This is a genomic window from Candidatus Pantoea edessiphila (assembly GCF_002933345.1).
Lineage (GTDB): Bacteria > Pseudomonadota > Gammaproteobacteria > Enterobacterales > Enterobacteriaceae > Pantoea_C.
The window spans coordinates 52,568-71,673 of record NZ_PDKR01000004.1; the positions used below are offsets into that span (position 1 = coordinate 52,568).

The 19,106-nt window shown below is 27.2% G+C and carries 15 protein-coding genes and 2 tRNA genes; 16 read left to right on the forward strand and 1 reads right to left on the reverse strand.

Features of this window, described 5'->3' with window-relative positions; all coding sequences use genetic code 11:
* From cysH to rpoS, 8 genes are all read left to right on the forward strand, one after another.
* Complete coding sequence (gene cysH / locus CRV09_RS02960; RefSeq protein WP_136132651.1) at window positions 1–735, forward strand: phosphoadenosine phosphosulfate reductase; 735 nt, start codon at window positions 1–3, stop codon at window positions 733–735.
* Window positions 736–1,065: 330 nt separating this feature from the next.
* Window positions 1,066–2,478, forward strand: a complete 1,413-nt coding sequence (cysG, locus tag CRV09_RS02965) for a siroheme synthase CysG (protein WP_136132652.1) — start codon at window positions 1,066–1,068, stop codon at window positions 2,476–2,478.
* A 9-nt stretch (window positions 2,479–2,487) separates the two neighbouring features.
* Window positions 2,488–3,396 (forward strand): sulfate adenylyltransferase subunit CysD, encoded by a 909-nt coding sequence (cysD, locus tag CRV09_RS02970; protein ID WP_136132653.1) that lies wholly within the window; start codon window positions 2,488–2,490, stop codon window positions 3,394–3,396.
* 15 nt (window positions 3,397–3,411) lie between these two features.
* The gene (gene cysN / locus CRV09_RS02975) at window positions 3,412–4,857 is read left to right on the forward strand and encodes a sulfate adenylyltransferase subunit CysN (RefSeq protein ID WP_136132654.1); all 1,446 of its coding nucleotides are present in this window, start codon (window positions 3,412–3,414) and stop codon (window positions 4,855–4,857) included.
* Window positions 4,857–5,453 carry an adenylyl-sulfate kinase gene (gene cysC, locus CRV09_RS02980; protein WP_136132655.1) on the forward strand — a complete coding sequence of 199 codons (597 nt, stop codon included), beginning with the start codon at window positions 4,857–4,859 and terminating at the stop codon, window positions 5,451–5,453. The genes cysN and cysC overlap by 1 nt, the downstream gene beginning before the upstream one ends.
* A gap of 323 nt (window positions 5,454–5,776) precedes the next feature.
* Entirely contained in the window at window positions 5,777–6,487 is a 711-nt protein-coding gene (gene ispD, locus CRV09_RS02985; RefSeq protein WP_136132656.1) for a 2-C-methyl-D-erythritol 4-phosphate cytidylyltransferase, read from the forward strand.
* Between the two features lie 3 nt (window positions 6,488–6,490).
* Window positions 6,491–6,964 carry a 2-C-methyl-D-erythritol 2,4-cyclodiphosphate synthase gene (ispF, locus tag CRV09_RS02990; protein ID WP_136132657.1) on the forward strand — a complete coding sequence of 158 codons (474 nt, stop codon included), beginning with the start codon at window positions 6,491–6,493 and terminating at the stop codon, window positions 6,962–6,964.
* A gap of 790 nt (window positions 6,965–7,754) precedes the next feature.
* Window positions 7,755–8,744 carry an RNA polymerase sigma factor RpoS gene (gene rpoS / locus CRV09_RS02995; protein WP_136132674.1) on the forward strand — a complete coding sequence of 330 codons (990 nt, stop codon included), beginning with the start codon at window positions 7,755–7,757 and terminating at the stop codon, window positions 8,742–8,744.
* A gap of 68 nt (window positions 8,745–8,812) precedes the next feature.
* Here rpoS and mutS read toward each other — a convergent pair whose 3' ends face one another.
* Window positions 8,813–11,368 carry a DNA mismatch repair protein MutS gene (gene mutS, locus CRV09_RS03000; protein ID WP_136132658.1) on the reverse strand — a complete coding sequence of 852 codons (2,556 nt, stop codon included), beginning with the start codon at window positions 11,366–11,368 and terminating at the stop codon, window positions 8,813–8,815.
* Between the two features lie 251 nt (window positions 11,369–11,619).
* On the opposite strand from mutS, the gene CRV09_RS03005 reads away from it, so the two are divergent.
* The 8 genes from CRV09_RS03005 (at window position 11,620) to CRV09_RS03690 (ending at window position 19,093) form a co-directional block, all read left to right on the forward strand.
* Window positions 11,620–12,123 carry a CinA family protein gene (locus CRV09_RS03005; RefSeq protein ID WP_422386576.1) on the forward strand — a complete coding sequence of 168 codons (504 nt, stop codon included), beginning with the start codon at window positions 11,620–11,622 and terminating at the stop codon, window positions 12,121–12,123.
* A gap of 61 nt (window positions 12,124–12,184) precedes the next feature.
* The gene (recA, locus tag CRV09_RS03010; RefSeq protein WP_136132659.1) at window positions 12,185–13,240 is read left to right on the forward strand and encodes a recombinase RecA; all 1,056 of its coding nucleotides are present in this window, start codon (window positions 12,185–12,187) and stop codon (window positions 13,238–13,240) included.
* A 148-nt stretch (window positions 13,241–13,388) separates the two neighbouring features.
* The gene (alaS, locus tag CRV09_RS03015) at window positions 13,389–16,025 is read left to right on the forward strand and encodes an alanine--tRNA ligase (RefSeq protein WP_136132660.1); all 2,637 of its coding nucleotides are present in this window, start codon (window positions 13,389–13,391) and stop codon (window positions 16,023–16,025) included.
* 248 nt (window positions 16,026–16,273) lie between these two features.
* Window positions 16,274–16,456 (forward strand): carbon storage regulator CsrA, encoded by a 183-nt coding sequence (gene csrA / locus CRV09_RS03020; protein ID WP_136132661.1) that lies wholly within the window; start codon window positions 16,274–16,276, stop codon window positions 16,454–16,456.
* Window positions 16,457–16,653: 197 nt separating this feature from the next.
* Window positions 16,654–16,746 (forward strand) — tRNA-Ser (locus CRV09_RS03025).
* 17 nt (window positions 16,747–16,763) lie between these two features.
* Window positions 16,764–16,837: transfer RNA gene (locus tag CRV09_RS03030), tRNA-Arg, on the forward strand.
* Window positions 16,838–17,229: 392 nt separating this feature from the next.
* Window positions 17,230–18,807: a glutamate--cysteine ligase gene (gene gshA, locus CRV09_RS03035; RefSeq protein WP_136132662.1), complete on the forward strand. Its 1,578-nt coding sequence runs from the start codon at window positions 17,230–17,232 to the stop codon at window positions 18,805–18,807.
* Between the two features lie 148 nt (window positions 18,808–18,955).
* Window positions 18,956–19,093 (forward strand): S-ribosylhomocysteine lyase, encoded by a 138-nt coding sequence (locus CRV09_RS03690; RefSeq protein ID WP_479683927.1) that lies wholly within the window; start codon window positions 18,956–18,958, stop codon window positions 19,091–19,093.
* Window positions 19,094–19,106: the final 13 nt, after the last annotated feature.

Below are 19,106 nucleotides of genomic sequence, written 5' to 3' on the forward strand. Positions count from 1 at the left end.
ATGATTAAATTAGATTTTTCATTATTCAACAAAACATCACAAATAGAACGTAAAGAAATATTAAACTCTATTAATTTGAAATTAAATAAACTAATAGCAGAAGATCGTATTATATGGGCATTAAAAAACTTACCAAGTGTACATGTATTATCTTCTAGCTTTGGTATTCAATCTGCAGTTTCATTACATTTAATTACAAAGTTACAACCTAATATCCCAATAATTTTGATAGATACCGGATATCTTTTTCCAGAAACTTATCTTTTTATTGATGAATTAGTTAATAAATTTAATTTAAATATACATGTTTTTAGATCTAAAATATCGTCTGCTTGGCAAGAAGCACGTTATGGAAAACTATGGCAACACGGTATAAAAGGAATTATTAAATATAATAAGATAAATAAAATCAATCCAATGAATTATGCTATAAAATCATTAGGTATAAAAACTTGGTTTGCTGGATTAAGGCGTGTTCAATCAAATAGTAGAGCTAATTTATCCGTATTGGAATTTAAAAGAGGTATCTTCAAGGTATTACCCATTATAGATTGGGATAATCGTCAAGTTCATAGATACTTGCAAATAAATAACTTAAAATATCATCCCTTGCATGATAAAGGATATTTGTCATTAGGAGATGTACATACAACAAGAATTTGGGAAGCAGGAATGACAGAAGAGGAAACTCGTTTTTTTGGAATAAAACGTGAGTGTGGAATACACGAAGATTAATTTTTATTGTTGATCAATTAATATTTTCAAAGTTGTCATTATAATAATTAATAGTATTTGTAATCTATTGATTTGATATTGTTTACTTATATTAAGTTGTAAAATAAAATTTTTGTAAAAAATAAACGCACATAAATAACATTCAAGTTCTTCTATAGATCTATCTCAATATCAATTTTAATTAAAATAGAAGCAATAATAACTTTAGATATAGTTTATAACTTATATACTTATATTGTTTAGTAACTACTCATTCTAATTCATAATTTAATTTCAATAAATACAAAGAGCTATAATCAAAAATTATACATTAATAATACTAAGGTTCTAGTGAATTATTTACCTCTTTTTGCTGATTTAAACAAACGTCCAGTGTTGGTTGTTGGCGGCGGAATAGTCGCTACACGAAAAATTAAACAATTAAATCGAGTTGGTGCATGCGTGAAAATTGTTGCCAATGAAATTTGTAATGAATTACAAAAAATAATAAAAATATATAAAATTGAATGGATAGCTACTCAATTTGATCCAGCACAACTGAATGAAGTATTTTTAGTGATAGCAGCAACTAATGATAGTGTCCTTAATGAGAAAATTTCCAGAGAAGCAAATATTAAATATAAATTAGTTAATGTAGTAGATGATAAAATAAATTGTAATTTTATATTACCTTCAATTATTAATCGTTCACCTATATTAATAGCAATATCCTCAAGTGCAACTGCTCCTATATTAACAAGAATATTACGTGAAAAATTAGAGGCAATATTACCAAAACATATAAGTGAAATGGCATTAATAGCTGGTCAATGGCGTAATAAAGTTAAGAAACATTTTATTTATTTATCTGATCGTCGTCATTTTTGGGAACGTATTTTCAATGGACCATTTGTTAATCGAATAGCAATAGGTGATTTAAACAAGGCGAAAATTATTCTAAAACAACAATTAAAAATTAAATCAAATCGTCAAGGAAAAATTATTTTAGTTGGTGCAGGGCCTGGAGATAGTAGTCTGTTAACTTTACGTGCTTTGCAAGTAATACAGCTAGCTGATGTAGTTTTATATGATAATCTGGTAAGCAATGAAGTATTAGAATTAGTGCGTAGAGATGCTGATATTATATGTGTTGGTAAAAGTTTTGGTTCTCATGCTTTTTCACAGCAAGAAACCAATGCAATGCTAGTTAAATTAGCATTAGAAGGTAAATATGTAGTTAGATTAAAAGGCGGGGACCCATTTATTTTTGGACGAGGAGGTGAAGAACTTCAAGCAGCAAAAAAAGCTGGAATTTCATTTCAAATTGTTCCCGGAGTAACATCAGCTATAGGTGCTACTGCATATGCTGGTATTCCATTAACTCATCGTGATTATGCACATAGTGTTGTATTCGTTACAGGTCATGGTCATTTAAAAAAAAATCTTGTTAATTGTAAACCAATTAGTAAAGGTCAAACATTAGTTATTTATATGGGACTAATAAAGACTCCAGAAATTAGTAAAATTTTAATAGATCAAGGTTATATTAAATCTACTCCGGTAGCGGTTATCAGCAGAGGGACAAGATATGATCAAATAGTATTAACGGGTACTCTAGGACAAATCGAAAAATTAGCAGCATCTGTAGCTACTCCAGCATTATTAATTATTGGAGAAGTGGTTAATCTCCACAGGCAACTAGCTTGGTTTAATGGTGCGGTTCAATATAAACCTCGCAAATCTTCTTTTATTAATTTAGCCTGAGAAAACACCATGAATCAAAAAAAAATTAATCACATATATCAATTAGAAGCAGAAAGCATTTATATAATGAGAGAAGTTATAGCAGAATTTGATAATCCAGTCATGATGTATTCTATAGGTAAAGATTCTTCAGTAATGTTGCATTTAGCTCAAAAAGCTTTTTACCCAAGTAGTATTCCTTTTCCTTTATTGCATATAGATACTGGTTGGAAATTTAGTGAAATGTACGAATTTCGTGATCACATCATTAATGCAATAGGTGCTGAGTTATTAATATTTCGTAATTTAAAAGGTATAGAAATGGGCATTAATCCTTTCGTTCATGATAGTACAAAATATACTAATATTATGAAAACAGATGCATTGAAGCAAGCTTTAAATAAATACAAGTTTGATGCAGCATTTGGAGGAGCACGTCGTGATGAAGAAAGATCTAGAGCAAAAGAACGTATTTATTCTTTTAGAGATCGATTTCATCGTTGGGATCCAAAAAATCAACGACCTGAAATATGGAATAATTATAATGGTCAAATTAATAAAGGAGAAAACATTCGTGTATTTCCTTTATCTAATTGGACGGAATTAGATATCTGGCAATACATTTTTTTAGAGAAAATTAAAATTGTACCACTGTATTTTGCTGCAATAAGACCTGTTTTGAAAAGAAATAATATGATTATCGTAATCAATGACAATCGTATCAATTTGAAAGACAATGAATTAATAGAAAAACGTATGGTACGTTTTCGTACATTGGGTTGTTGGCCTCTAACTGGAGCTATTGAATCAAAAGCACAAACAATTTCAGATATAATCAAAGAAATGTTATTGTTTAAAACAAGTGAACGTAAAAATCGTTTAATTGATATAGATCAAAGTCATTCAATGGAATATAAAAAAAGGCAGGGCTATTTTTAGGAAATAAATATAAGCATGAATACTATAATTAAAGATACAAACCAAATGATTAAAAAAGATGACATTGAAGTCTGGTTACTTGCTCAACAAAATAAAGATCTTTTACGTTTCCTTACTTGTGGGAATGTAGATGATGGTAAAAGTACTCTTATTGGTCGTTTATTACATGATGTTTGTTATATATATGAAGACCAATTATCATCGCTTTATAATGATAGCAAACGTTATAGAATTCAAGGCGAAAAACTTAATTTAGCATTACTTGTAGATGGCTTACAAGCAGAACGTGAACAAGGAATTACTATTGATGTAGCATATAGATATTTTTCTACTGAAAAAAGAAAATTTATTATTGCTGATACTCCAGGACATGACCAGTATACACGTAATATGGTAACTGGTGCATCTACTTGCCAATTAGCAATTATATTATTAGATGCACGTAAAGGAATAGTAAATCAAACTCGCCGTCATAGTTTTATATCTAGTTTGCTAAATATAAAACAGTTAATAATAGCTATTAATAAAATGGATTTAATCAATTATGATGCTAATATATTTAATAATATAAAACAAGATTACATTAATTTTATTACAAAACTACCGATAAATCCAAATGTTTATTTTGTTCCAATATCTGCCCTTAGAGGTGATAATATAGTTTCTAAAAGTCAAAAAATGTCTTGGTATCATGGATCTACTATATTAAAAATATTAGAAAACATTGATTTAGATGTATTTATAAATAACAAACCTATGCGTTTTCCAGTACAGTATGTAAATCGTTTTAATATAGATTTTCGTGGTTATTCTGGTACCATAGCTTCTGGTACAATTAGGGTAGGACAAAATGTAAAAGTGCTTCCATCAAATATACAATCCAATATAAAACGTATTGTAACTTTTGATGGTGATTTAATAGAAGCTAATGCAGGTCAAGCAATTACCTTAATTCTAAATGATGAACTTGATATTAGTAGAGGAGATTTAATTGTAGATATTAACTCTGATCTTAATTTAACAAAATCTGTAATTGCTAATGTTGTATGGATGTCGGATAAGCCTATGAAAAAGAATCAAAGTTATTTTATAAAAATGGCTAGTAAAAAAATCATTGGCAATATCGAAAATATAATACATCAAATTAATATAAGTTCATTAGAAACATATAAGGTTGATAATTTATCTCTGAATAGTATTGGTTTAGTAAAAATAAACTTTGAAGAACCAATGGTTGTTGATAAATACTATAATAATCCAGTTACTGGAGGATTAATTTTTATAGATCGTTTTAGTAATGCTACAGTAGGTGCAGGTATGATTAATAAATATAAATTAGACTTAGAACATACAGGATGTTATGACAACAATTACAATAATTTTGAATTGGAATTAAATTCTTTAATTCGTTGCTATTTTCCACACTGGAAAGCACGTAATTTACTAGATAAAAAACAATAATGCGAAAATATAAAAATATACTTTGGCATCAACATACTATTACACGTGAATTGAGAGAAAAGAAAAATGGGCACAAGGGTTTAGTGTTATGGTTTACTGGGTTATCTGGGTCAGGAAAATCTACTATTGCATGTTTTTTAGAGAAAAAATTATATCAAATTGGTTGTAAAACTTACTTATTAGATGGTGATAACTTAAGACACGGATTATGTAGTGATCTTAGTTTTAGTAATTATGATAGAAAAGAGAATTTGCGCAGAGTTGGTGAAGTGGCAAAATTAATGGTAGATGCTGGATTATTAGTTATTGCTGCCTTTATTTCTCCCCTTCGTAAGGATCGTAAAATGGTAAGAAATTTTTTTAATAAAGATCAATTTATTGAAGTTTTTATTAATACTCCTTTATCTGTTTGTGAATCTCGAGATCCTAAGGGATTATATAAAGCAGCACGTTCTGGTAATTTAATTAATTTTACTGGTATTGGTAGTAGTTATGAAATCCCAGAAAACCCAGAAATTAAACTAGATGGTAATCAAACTATTAGTACGTTGACAATTGATTTAGTAAATTTACTTAAAGATCGTAATATTATTTAATAATTAAATAGAAAATTAATTTTTAAATAAAGTAAATGAATCGAAATAATTTTTATCATATTTTATTTATTAATATATCCTTAGTTAGGTAATATATTATAATATCAAATTGGAATCACTGTTATATTTTAAATATAATCCTAAAGATTGTAATATAATTTTTATATTAAAAATAAAATATCATTAAATTTATTTAAATAAATTAAAGATTTACGATAACAATCTTTATTTTAAATACAAGTAATTACATTAAAAATAACTAAGATGATTAATATTTAATTATTTATTAATTTTTCATATTAAAAATTATTTAAATTACACAAATGAATAATTCATCGATTAAAAAAGATATAATTGCTATAGTACCAGCTGCTGGTATAGGCAAACGTATGAAAATAAAACATCCAAAACAATATTTAACTATTGGTAAATATACTATTCTTGAACATTGTATTTTTAGTTTATTTTCTCATTCTGATATTAAGCAAGTTATTATTGCTTTAAACTCTAATGATCAATATTTTTCTAAACTTCCTTTAGCAAGTAATAATCGAATATTATGTGTTATAGGTGGTGATACAAGAGCTAAATCAGTTTTAGCAGCTTTGAAAACTATACAGAATAACGCTTGGGTATTAATACATGACGCTTCAAGACCATGTCTACATATAGATGATTTGATCCGTTTAATAAAAATACGTGAGAAAAGTAATATTGGAGGTATTTTAGCCATTCCTATAAATGATACAATAAAACTTAGCAATAACAGACATAATCTTATTAAGAAAACAGTAGAACGTAAAAATTTATGGCGTGCTTTGACTCCTCAATTTTTTCCTTGTTCTCTCTTGATATCTTGTTTAATAAAAGCGCTAACAGAAGGCATTGATATTACCGATGAAGCTTCAGCTTTAGAATACTGTGGCTATAATCCTAATTTAATAAAAGGACGCAATGATAATATAAAAATAACTTTTCCAGAAGATTTATTACTTGCAGAGCTTTATTTAAAAAAAATTTTTAAAGGATATTAAATAATGCGCATTGGTCATGGTTTTGATGTTCATGCTTTTGGTGGTATAAATCCCCTTATTCTTGGAGGAGTAAAAATAAAATTTAAACATGGTTTAATAGCACATTCTGATGGAGATGTAGTTTTACATGCACTTATTGATGCTCTCTTAGGAGCAGCTGCTATGGGAGATATAGGAACTGTATTTCCAGATAATAATATAAATTTTAAAGGAGTAAATAGTTTTTATTTATTAAGTGAGGTTTGGAAGCTTATTAGTTTGAATTACGTTATAGGAAATATAGATATAACAATAATATTACAAACCCCTAAAATTAATCCATATTTAAAGCAAATGTGCACTAATATTTCAAAAAATCTTGATTGTAAAAAAAACAAAATTAATATAAAAGTTACTACAACTGAAAAGTTAGGTTTTGTAGGTCGTGAAGAAGGAATTGCATGTGAAGCAGTAGCGTTATTATTAAATAAAAAATAAATTTTTAATTAAAATTATAATACTTATTATTCCATAATAGGATATCTTTTTTCATTTAAATAAATTTATTCTATAAATTAGATTTTGTTAAAATTAACAATGAATTAATTAATTTTATAATTAATTATAATTAAGTATGAAATAACTTAAAGAAATGTGTAATATAATTTTTATTAAAATTTAATTATATCTTGCTATAATTAATAATGATTAGTATTTGCTATATAAAACAACATAACTTGTATTTTATAAAAAATTATTATACAATAATTTTGAATTTTACTTTATTTAAATAGGATAGGTTAATATAAAATTATTATTCTGTAAAAAGCAAAATTTACAATTTAATCTGAATAGATATTTTAATATTTTAATTAATTCAAATAAAGATATTTATTTTTAGCACAAAATTTAAAGCTGTGTTAATAAAAAGATTAAAATAATTTAAACAATTTTAAAGATATGAAAATAAATATATTTCATCCAGATGATTTGGATTTGGTATAGTTGCAAAATTATTTTTATAAAAAATTGTTCTTACAATTATAACTAATTAAGCATTGAAAAATTCCTTAAAATTTTGTTTGAATAATTACGATAATAAAAATATATCTTTAGTTGCAGTAAAAAGTTAAATTGTAAAGGATATTGCTAGCATGAGTAATACAGAAATTAATTTCACAAAATTATATTTTGAAAATCATTAGGTTACATCCGTAAAACTGTTGTGTTATTCATTACAGCGTTAATCGGGCAAATTTTTGCTTTGATATCACGGGTAGGACCGCGTATGACTCATAATATATTGAAAATAGATCAATTACATGAAAGTATAGAATTTGAAGAAATTAAAAATGAAATTTTTAATGAAGAAGATTTTATTCAAACTGAACTAGGAGATGATGATATTGTAGAAGAAGAGGTATTACCTGGTACTACTCAACGTATTTTAGATGCAACACAATTATATCTTGGGGAGATAGGTTATTCTCCTTTGTTAAGTGCAGAAGAAGAAATTTTTTTTGCTCGTCTTGCATTAAAAGGTGATATACATTCTCGTCGTCGTATGATAGAAAGTAATTTACGATTAGTAGTCAAGATTGCACGTCGTTATAGCAATAGAGGTATGGCACTATTAGATTTAATCGAAGAAGGTAATTTAGGATTGATTCGTGCTGTAGAAAAATTTGATCCAGAACGTGGTTTTCGTTTCTCTACATATTCTACCTGGTGGATTCGTCAAACTATAGAAAGAGCAATTATGAATCAAACTCGTACTATTCGTTTGCCTATTCATATTATGAAAGAGCTTAATGTTTATTTACGTACTGCACGTGAACTTTCTCATAAGCTTGATCATGAGCCAAGCGCGGAAGAAATAGCAGAAAAATTAGATAAACCAGTGGAAGATGTAAATCGTATGTTGAAGCTTAATGAACATATTACCTCAGTTGATATGCCATTGGGGATAGATTCTGAGAAAGCATTATTAGATGTTTTAGCTGATGAAAAAGATAATGGACCTGAAAATGCAACTCAAGACGATGATATGAAGCAAAGTATTATAAAATGGTTATTTGAACTTAGTATAAAACAAAGAGAAGTTTTATCACGTCGTTTTGGTTTGTTAGGTTATGATGCTGCGACTCTTGAAGATGTTGGTCGTGAAATTGGCTTAACTCGAGAAAGGGTTCGTCAGATTCAAGTTGAAGGATTGCGCCGCTTACGTGAAATTTTGCAATCTCACGGTCTTAATATTGAATCATTATTTCATAAATAACTATTAATTTAAATAATAATTTACACTATTAAAACATTTTTTAAATTCATGTAACTAGATATAAAGTTTTAACTTATCGATTTTAAAATATAAATTAAATCAAGTGCTTCATATGGCGTGATATTATCTGGATCTATATTTTTTATAATATTGTTTATAGTTGATGGAATTTCTTTTATTAACGTTTTTGTTTTAAGATCATTAATCACTGAGTTAGAGTGAAAATAGCAATTTTCTATCTCTAACTCATTTAATTTTTTCTTTGCTAATATGATTACTTCTTTAGGAACTCCAGCTAATAAAGCTACAGAAAAACCATAGCTCTTATTTATAGTTCCTGGTTTTACAGTATGCATAAATGCTATATTATCTTCATGCTCTATTGCATCAAAATATACATTCATTATACCTTCTGTTTTTTTTTCTAAAAAAGTTAATTCAAAATAATGAGTTGAAAATAATGTAAAAGACTTGATTATCTTGTTAAGATATTCTGCACAAGCCCATGCGAGAGATAGTCCATCATAAGTTGAAGTACCTCTTCCAATTTCATCCATAAGAACTAGACTATCTTTAGTTGAGTTATGTAAAATACTAGCTGTTTCAGTCATTTCAACCATAAAAGTTGACCTACCAGCAGCTAAATCATCTGCTGCTCCGATGCGAGTAAAAATACGATCAAAATTTCCTATTAATGCTTCTTGAGCTGGTACAAAGCTTCCAATCCATGCCATCAAAACTATTAAAGCAGTCTGACGCATATAAGTACTTTTACCACCCATATTTGGTCCTGTAATAATCAACATTCTATTCTTTGCACATAGAGATAATGAATTAGGAATAAATGGTTCCTTTAAAACATTTTCTACTACTGGATGACGGCCATTTACAATTTTTATTACAGGATGTTTGTGTAGTGTAGGTCGACAATAGTTAAGATTCCAAGCACGTTCTGCTAAATTACTTAACACATCAAGTTCAGCTAATGATTGAGAACTAAGTTGTATTTCTGCAATATAAGGCATAAAATAGTCGAAAAGCGATTCATATAATGTTTTTTCTAATGATAGAGCTTTTTCTTTTGAAACAATTATTTTATTTTCGTAAATTTTTAATTCAGGAATAACATAACGTTCAATACTTTTCAAAGTTTGACGACGTATGTAATGATTTGGAATTTTATCACTTTGATTTTTATTAACCTGAATATAATATCCATAAATACTACTTAATCCTATTTTTAATGAATCTAATCCAAGTTTTTTCTTTTCTTGCATTGCAATTTTATCCAAATAATCTTTTGCACCCTTTGTTAAATCACGCCATTTGTCAAGTTGTTTATTATAACCAGGAGCAATAACACCTCCTTCTCTAATGAGAGTAGGAGGAAAAGGAACTATTGCTTTTTCAAGCAAATTACATAATGTTTTAAAATTTCCTATTTGTTTATTTATTGTTTTTAATTTTTTTGTTTTTAAAATAGATGTGATTTTATTTAAATTAGGTAATTGTTGAAAGGCATGACGTATACGAACAAAGTCACGTGGTTTAGCATTACGAAGAGCTATACGTGCTAATATACGTTCTAAGTCCCCTATTTGTTGTAAAATGGGTTGTATAACTTCATAGTGATTTTGTAATTCTAAAATAGATTCTTGACGTTGATTTGCTATTTCAATATTACGGGTTGGGATCTGCAACCATCTTTTTAACATTCTATTACCCATAGATGTTACTGTTTTATTTAATATTTCGTATAGTGTGTTTTTTATACCTCTCTCTAAATTGTTTACTATTTCTAAATTTCGATACGTATTATAATCAATAATAATATTATCTTTAGGATGTTCTAATATTATTGATTTTATGTGTGGTAATAGTTCATTACATTGGGTATTTTTTACGTATTGTATTAAACAACCTGCTGATTTTAAAGCTAAATATGATTTCTCAACATCAAATCCTTTTAACTCTTTGGTACCAAATTGCAAATTAAGCTGTTGATAGGCAGTATCAATTTCAAATTCCCAAATTGGTCTCATCCTCAAACCACAACAATTTTTTATTAAAGAAAAATTTTGAAAATTTTCTGGATAAAGTAGTTCAGATGGATTAGTCTTTTGTAGTTCTGCTGCCATTATTTCTGTATTAATTAATTCCTTAATAATAAAACGACCAGAAGTTACATCTAATGTAGCATATCCATAATTGTCTTTATCTTGAACAATTGCTGCTATTATATTATCATGATGATCTTGTAAAAAAGATTCATCACTAACAGTACCAGGTGTAATAATACGAACAACTTTCCGATCAACTAATCCCCCCTTTTTTTGTGAAGAATCTGAAATTTGTTCGCAAATTGCTATAGATTCACCTAATTTAATTAATTTAGCTAGATAATTATCAACATTATAATAAGGTACACCTGCCATTGGTATAGGTTCACCTGCTGAATTTCCACGCTTAGTTAAAGATATTTCTAATAAATGAGATGCACGTTTTGCATCATCATAGAATAATTCATAAAAATCACCCATACGGTAAAATAGTAACATATTAGGATATTTAGCTTTAATTTTTAAGTATTGTTGAATCATTGGAGTATGTGAACAAAAATTCATATTCTTTCTCTTTAATTTTATAAAAAATTATTTTCCTATATTATATATTATATTGATTTATAAAATCATACCTATCATTTTATTCCTAACATTATTAACATTTAGAATTCAATAAAACTAATAAGTTAAATTATATATAAAATAGATCAAAATTATTTAATTTTATTTTAATTAAAGTAACGACTATAAATCTTTTATATTAATATAATATTTTATATAATTGTTAATTTGTTTAAAATAAGTGTTTAAAAATGATCATATTTGGCTCTAAATTACAATTAATTAGTCAACATATTGGTAATCAATTAAGGTTTAGAAAGGCAACTATTTCATGTGCTGAATCTTGTACAGGCGGTTGGATTTCTAAAATTTTTACTGATACAATTGGTAGTTCAAATTGGTTTGAATGTGGTTTTATAACTTATAGTAACAAATCTAAACAAAAATTATTGGGAATAAATAGTACATTATTAGTAAAATTCGGAGCAGTAAGTAAAATCATTGCTTGTGAAATGGCTTTAAGAGCTAAAAGTATATCAGGGACTGATTATTCTATTGCTGTAACTGGTATAGCTGGACCAAGTGGTGGCAGGATAGACAATCCACCAGTTGGTACAATATGGTTTAGTTTTGCAGGACCTAAAGATAAGATTTTTACTGTTTGTCACCAATTTAAAGGATGTCGTGACATAATACGTTATCAATCTGTATTTTGGGCATTACAAATATTTTATAAAGAATTTTTAATGAGTTAAATTTTAATACTGAAATAAACAATAAATATGAATTGTATAATAAGTAAAAATAGGAATTTAAATGGCAATTGATGAAGATAAAAAAAAAGCTTTGGCTACTGCATTATTTCAGATTGAAAAACAATTTGGTAAGGGTTCTATAATGCGTTTAGGGGAAGATCGATCAATGGATGTAGAAACTATCTCAACTGGTTCTTTATCTTTAGATATTGCATTAGGAGCAGGCGGTCTTCCACTAGGTCGTATTGTTGAAATCTATGGTCCTGAATCTTCTGGAAAAACCACTTTAACACTTCAAGTTGTTGCAGCTGCTCAGCTTAAGGGAAAAACATGTGCTTTTATTGATGCTGAACATGCATTAGATCCAATCTATGCTAAAAAACTTGGCGTTGATATTGATAACTTATTATGTTCTCAACCAGATACCGGTGAACAAGCATTAGAAATTTGTGATGCATTAGCACGTTCAGGGGCAGTGGACGTCATAGTCGTTGATTCTGTAGCTGCATTAACTCCTAAGGCTGAAATTGAGGGTGAAATTGGAGCTTCTCATATGGGACTTGCAGCACGTATGATGAGTCAAGCAATGCGTAAATTAGCTGGTACTCTTAAACAATCTAATACGTTATTAATTTTTATTAATCAGATTCGTATGAAAATAGGCGTTATGTTTGGTAATCCAGAAACGACCACTGGTGGTAATGCATTAAAATTTTATGCTTCTGTTCGTCTTGACATTCGTCGAATAGGTGTAATTAAAGAAGGAGAAAATGTTGTTGGTAGTGAAACTCGTGTTAAAGTAGTTAAAAATAAAATATCAGCACCCTTTAAACAAGCAGATTTTCAAATAATGTATGGAGAGGGTATTAATATTTTCAGTGAATTAATAGAATTAGGTGTAAAACATGGAATAATTGATAAGTCAGGTTCTTGGTATAGTTATAAAGAGAACAAAATTGGTCAAGGTAAATTAAATGCTAGTTCTTTTTTAAAGAAAAATATATTAATAGCAAATGAAATCGATAATAAATTACGTGAAATGTTGTTAAATACTAATGAATCAACTAAATTATCTTGTTATGAAAAAATAGAGAGTTTGGTTAATGAAGATTTATGAAAATTTTATATAAAATAAAAATATCTTAATTTAATTAATTGGCAAAATTTCATATCTACATGATTAATATAATTCAAACATGAAATAATAGTTTTTATTTTTTATTAAAAATAAAATTAAATATAACATTTAGGATGTAGATAAATATATGATCAAAAGTACTAACGACATTCGTCAAATGTTTATCGATTATTTCGATAATAAAGAACATAAAATTGTAGCTAGTAGTTCATTAATACCTAATAATGATCCGACATTACTATTCACTAATGCAGGGATGAATCAATTTAAAAACATTTTTTTATGTCAAGAACAACGTGATTATATGCGTGCTGTAACTTGTCAGCGTTGTATTAGGGCTGGTGGTAAACACAATGATTTGGAAAATGTAGGATATACAGCAAGACATAATACTTTTTTTGAAATGCTTGGTAATTTTAGTTTTGGAGATTATTTTAAAAAAGAAGCTATTCTATTTGCTTGGGAATTATTAACACATAGTAATTGGTTTAATATACCTAAAAATCGTTTGTTCATTACCATTTATAAAACAGATAATGAAACTTATGATATCTGGACTAATAAAATTGGTATTCCACATAATCACATTATTAGAGTTGGAGATCAAAAAGGTATTCCCTATTGTTCAGATAATTTTTGGCAAATGGGAGATACAGGTCCTTGTGGTCCTTGTTGTGAAATTTTATATAATTATGGAGATTATAATTCTAATAATGATGTTAATAAATCGATATTAAAAACTGATAATTATCTCGAGTTATGGAATATAGTATTTTTGCAATTTGACCGACAATTAGATGGAACAATGTTACCTTTATTAAAACCCTCTATTGATACCGGTATGGGTCTTGAACGTATAGCTTCTGTATTACAGAATGTTAAATCTAATTATGAAATAGATTTTTTTAAAAAATTAATTCAGGTAATTGCTAAGTTTATTGGTACTACAGACCTTAATAATAATTCACTTAAAGTTATTGCTGATCATATACGTTCTTCTTCTTTTTTAATCGCAGACGGCGTATTTCCTTCAAATGAAAATCGTGGATACGTGCTTAGACGCATTATTCGTCGCGCAATTCGTCATGGAAATATGTTGGGGGCTAAAAAAGGTTTTTTCCATTCTTTAGTTAAACCATTTCTTGAAATTGTATGGGAAGAAAGAGGAGTAGAGGATTTAATTAATCAACAGGTTCAAATAGAAAATATATTAAAATTTGAAGAAGAACAATTTGATAAAACACTCAAACGCGGTCTATCATTATTAGACACCGAATTGTCAAAATTAAAAGGTAAAACTTTAAATGGTCAAACTATATTCCGTCTTCATGATACTTTTGGTTTCCCTATTGATTTAACTAAAGATATATGTAGAGAACGTAATATAGAAATAGATAGCACTGGTTTTGAAAAGGAAATGATGCTACAACAAATACGTGCACGTGAGTTGAATCAATTTAATTCCAATGATAATAACATTATATGTTCTAAAATTGAATCTCATTTTGAAGGATATGAACAGCTAAGTTCATTAGCTATTATTAAGTTAATTTATGTTTTAGATCAAAAAGTAGAAAATATTTCTGTTATTGGACAAAATGCTCTAATTATTTTAGATAAGACTACATTTTACGGTGAATCTGGTGGCCAAATAGGGGATATAGGATTATTAAAGAAATGTAATACAGAGTTTATTGTAAAAGATACAAAAAGATATGGAAATACAATTTGTCATATAGGTACTTTAATTTCAGGTAAGTTATCTATTGGTGATAGTTGTACAACTGAAGTTAATGAAGCACATCGTACATTAATATCTTTAAATCATTCAGCCACCCATTTACTTCATGCTGCATTATGTCAAATTTTAGGCGATCATATTTTACAAAAAGGATCATTAATAAATGATAAATATTTGCGTTTCGATTTTTCACATTATAATGCTTTAAAATTGGAAGAAATCAATAAAATTGAAGAAATCGTAAACGAACAAATTTTCTGTAACTTACCAATTGAAACAAAAATTATGCATATTGAAGACGAAAAACTTCAAGGAGCAAAAATGTTGTTCAAGGATAAGTATGATCAGCATGTTCGAGTAGTAAATATTGAAAGAGTTTCATTTGAGCTCTGTGGTGGTACTCATGCATCACGTACTGGTGAAATTGGTTTGTTTTTAATCAAATCTGAATATGGAATTGCTTCAGGAATTCGTAGAATTGAAGTAAATACTGGTAAAAATGCTTTAATTCATATCAACGAACAAAAACATAAATTATGGATTATCTCTAATTTAATGAAAACCAATATTAGTAATGTGCATAAAAAAATTAATGATTTAGTTAATCATGTCAATGTGCTTGAAAAAGAATTAAAACAATTACGTGATAAACAAGCCGATAATGAAAGTAATTTATTAATTAAAAAAACTATTGAAATAAAAGGTATTAAACTTTTAATAAGTAAAATAAATAATGTCAATTCTTCAGGATTACATAATATAGTTGTTAAATTAAAACATAAATTAAGTTCTTCAGTTATAGTACTTGCAACAATAATAGAAGATAAAATTTTATTAATAGCTAGTGTAACTAAAGATTTAACTGATCGTATTTCAGCAAATGAATTAATTAATGATTTAGCAAAACAAATTGATGGTAAGGGAGGTGGAAAACCTAATTTAGCAAGAGCTGCTGGTAATAATATCAAGGAGTTAGAAACTACATTATTAAGTATTCAATCATGGGTTTATAATCGTTTATAAAATAGTATATAGAAAAAGAGTTATATTAAAGTTGCTTTCACGATTTTCTATATTAAACTAGAGATAGTAAATCAATTTGAAATAATCTACTGTAAATAAACTAAATAAACTATAATACAATATATTGTATCACATTTGTGATATATAAGTTTATTTATCATTCATTATTATTCAAATATTAAACGATAAAGTTGTAAAGGATTCTCCTTATTATAAGACCGACTCTTTTTATTTTTAAGGATCAAATAATGCTTATTCTAACTCGTAGAGTTGGTGAAACCCTAGTAATTGGTAATGAGGTGACCGTAACAGTATTAGGAGTTAAGGGTACTCAGGTTCGTATTGGTGTTACAGCACCTAAAGAAATATCTGTGCATAGAAAAGAAATTTATCAACGTATTCAATCTGAAAATCAGCAAACAAGTATTTAATGGATGGTATAACGCCTCGCGGAAAAGCGAGGCTAATATTACTTTTTGATGTTGATCTTTCTTTTTCTATTATATCTAAGTAATTAAATAATTATAATTAAAATTACAATCGATAATCAAAAAAATTAATTGACTTATTCATATAGAAAAGTAATATACTTAATTGGATAAGTAATTCAGTCGTTAGATCCAATATAGGTGAGGTGGCCGAGAGGCTTAAGGCGCTCCCCTGCTAAGGGAGTATGTAGCTCTATAAAAGCTGCTCGAGGGTTCGAATCCCTCCCTCACCGAAGCAGTTATTTTCATTGCATCCGTAGCTCAGTTGGACAGAGTACTCGGCTACGAACCGAGCGGTCGGAGGTTCGAATCCTCCCGGATGCGCAATTTATTGGTTATTCATGTTTAATTTTTTATTTTCTTAAGATTAAGTATAAAAATTCTTTTAGTATATCATTGTGCTTTGTTCTATTTTATAACTATATAATTTTAATTATTATTTTATTTAAAATAATTAAACTTTTAAAAAGTTTTTCTTATAAATATTAATCTTGAATGTATATCTTATATAAAATAAAACGAGTTAAAAAATATTATTTTAAATTTATGTTATTTGAATAAATACATCAGTTATTATCTTAGAAATTTGTATAAATTAAAAATTTATATTTATTTCCTTAAGATTACTGGTCTTTAATTAAATAAAAAGTTTTCAATTATTAAATTTGATATTTAATATTTGCATTAAATAAAATATTGTTAAGCCGGAGGTTATTATGCTCCCGGATATTTCTAATAGTGTATTATCTTGGTTAAAGAATCAGCCGTATGATTTTAAAAATATTAATCGTGGTATTGAACGTGAAACATTACGAGTAACAAATCATGGTAATATTGCAAATAGTAATCATCCTAAATTGTTAGGATCTGCACTTAAAAACGAATGGATTACAACTGATTTTTCTGAATCTTTGCTAGAATTTATTACCCCTGTAGATTCTAGAATAGAATACATGTTTTCTTTTTTAAGAGATATTCATCGTTATGTTGCACGTATATTAAATGAAGAATTAATGTGGTCTTTAAGTATGCCTTGTAGAATTGAAGATGAAAATAAAATTAAACTAGCTAATTATGGAACATCTAATATTGGATTAATGAAAACATTATATCGTAAAGGTTTGAAAAATCGTTATGGTGCTATGATGCAGACTATATCTGGTATTCATTATAACTTTTCTTTACCAATTTTATTTTGGCAAGAATGGGCAAATTTTAGAAAATTAAGAAATTGTAAAGAGACCGTATCAACGGGTTATTTAACATTAATTAGAAATTACCATCGTTTTGGTTGGATTATTTCTTATCTTTTTGGTGCTTCACCGGCAATATATTCCAATTTTATACAAAGAAATAACATTACATTACCTTTTGAAACAAATAATAAAGATACTTTTTGGCTACCATATGCGACATCATTACGTTTAAGTGATATTGGGTATAGTAACAAATATCAAAATATATTAAAAATAACTTTTAATTCACTTGAAGAATATGTTCATATATTACGAAATGCCGTTAACACACCTTTTAAAAAATTTGCAGAAATAGGTATTAAAGATAAAGATGGTAATAGAATCCAACTTAATACTAATATCCTTCAAATTGAAAATGAATTTTATTCTCCAATACGTCCTAAATGCGCTACACATTTTAGTGAAGTTCTTTCCGATGCGTTATTAAAAAATGGAATTGAGTATATAGAAATTAGATCACTTGATATAAATCCATTTTCAGCCATTGGTATAGATAAAACACAAATTTATTTTCTTGACCTATTTTTAATCTGGTGTATTTTAATTGATGTTTCTGAAATGACCATTGAAGAACTACATTACAGTAAAAAAAATTGGAAAATAGTGACACTAGAAGGAAGAAAACCAAATAAAAAGATTAATATAGGACATAATAATAAAAAATATTCTATATTAGATGTTGGTAAAATAATTTTTGATGATTTGTACAAATTAGCAGAAATTTTAGATATGAATCAAAATAGTGTAAAATATCAAAAAATTTGTGATCAATTTTTATTGTATTTATATGATCCTGAACTAACCTATTCGGCACGTATTCTTAATATTATAAAAAAAGAAGGTATAATTAGCGCTGGTCTTTCATTATCAAAAAAATATCATAATTTGCTTCGTTTAGAGCCATTACACTTATTACAAGAAAAAGATTTTAAAATCAAAGCAAGAAATTCTATTCTAGAACAAAAAAGAATTGAAAATTCAGATTTATTAGAATTTGATGATTATTTAAATAACTTTAATAAAAAAAATAATATTTAATTTAATACATCTGGATCATTGTAAAACAGAACTAACAAATAATAAGTTTTATGTATTTTATCATATGAGAGAAATATTATGGAATTATTAGATAGTTTCACTTACAATCATATACTTATACAAGTACTATCAGTTAGTTTATCTAAAAATAATTCAAACCTTAAATAAGGATTGTATTGCTATTTTTGATTTAAGATTTTGCAGACCTAATATAGATGCTCTTACAGACTGTACAATTCATACCATCGAATATCTTTTATCGAAAATTTATGCGACATTGTATTAATTAAGATAATAAA

Bases quoted from the DNA above. Each gene is read 5' to 3' on its own strand.
- cysH (WP_136132651.1), top strand. From the start codon at position 1: ATGATTAAATTAGATTTTTCATTATTCAACAAAACATCACAAATAGAA.
- cysD (WP_136132653.1), top strand. From the start codon at position 2,488: ATGAATCAAAAAAAAATTAATCACATATATCAATTAGAAGCAGAAAGC.
- cysN (WP_136132654.1), top strand. From the start codon at position 3,412: ATGAATACTATAATTAAAGATACAAACCAAATGATTAAAAAAGATGAC.
- cysC (WP_136132655.1), top strand. From the start codon at position 4,857: ATGCGAAAATATAAAAATATACTTTGGCATCAACATACTATTACACGT.
- ispD (WP_136132656.1), top strand. From the start codon at position 5,777: ATGAATAATTCATCGATTAAAAAAGATATAATTGCTATAGTACCAGCT.
- ispF (WP_136132657.1), top strand. From the start codon at position 6,491: ATGCGCATTGGTCATGGTTTTGATGTTCATGCTTTTGGTGGTATAAAT.
- rpoS (WP_136132674.1), top strand. From the start codon at position 7,755: ATGACTCATAATATATTGAAAATAGATCAATTACATGAAAGTATAGAA.
- mutS (WP_136132658.1), bottom strand. From the start codon at position 11,368: ATGAATTTTTGTTCACATACTCCAATGATTCAACAATACTTAAAAATT.
- CRV09_RS03005 (WP_422386576.1), top strand. From the start codon at position 11,620: ATGATCATATTTGGCTCTAAATTACAATTAATTAGTCAACATATTGGT.
- recA (WP_136132659.1), top strand. From the start codon at position 12,185: ATGGCAATTGATGAAGATAAAAAAAAAGCTTTGGCTACTGCATTATTT.
- alaS (WP_136132660.1), top strand. From the start codon at position 13,389: ATGATCAAAAGTACTAACGACATTCGTCAAATGTTTATCGATTATTTC.
- csrA (WP_136132661.1), top strand. From the start codon at position 16,274: ATGCTTATTCTAACTCGTAGAGTTGGTGAAACCCTAGTAATTGGTAAT.
- gshA (WP_136132662.1), top strand. From the start codon at position 17,230: ATGCTCCCGGATATTTCTAATAGTGTATTATCTTGGTTAAAGAATCAG.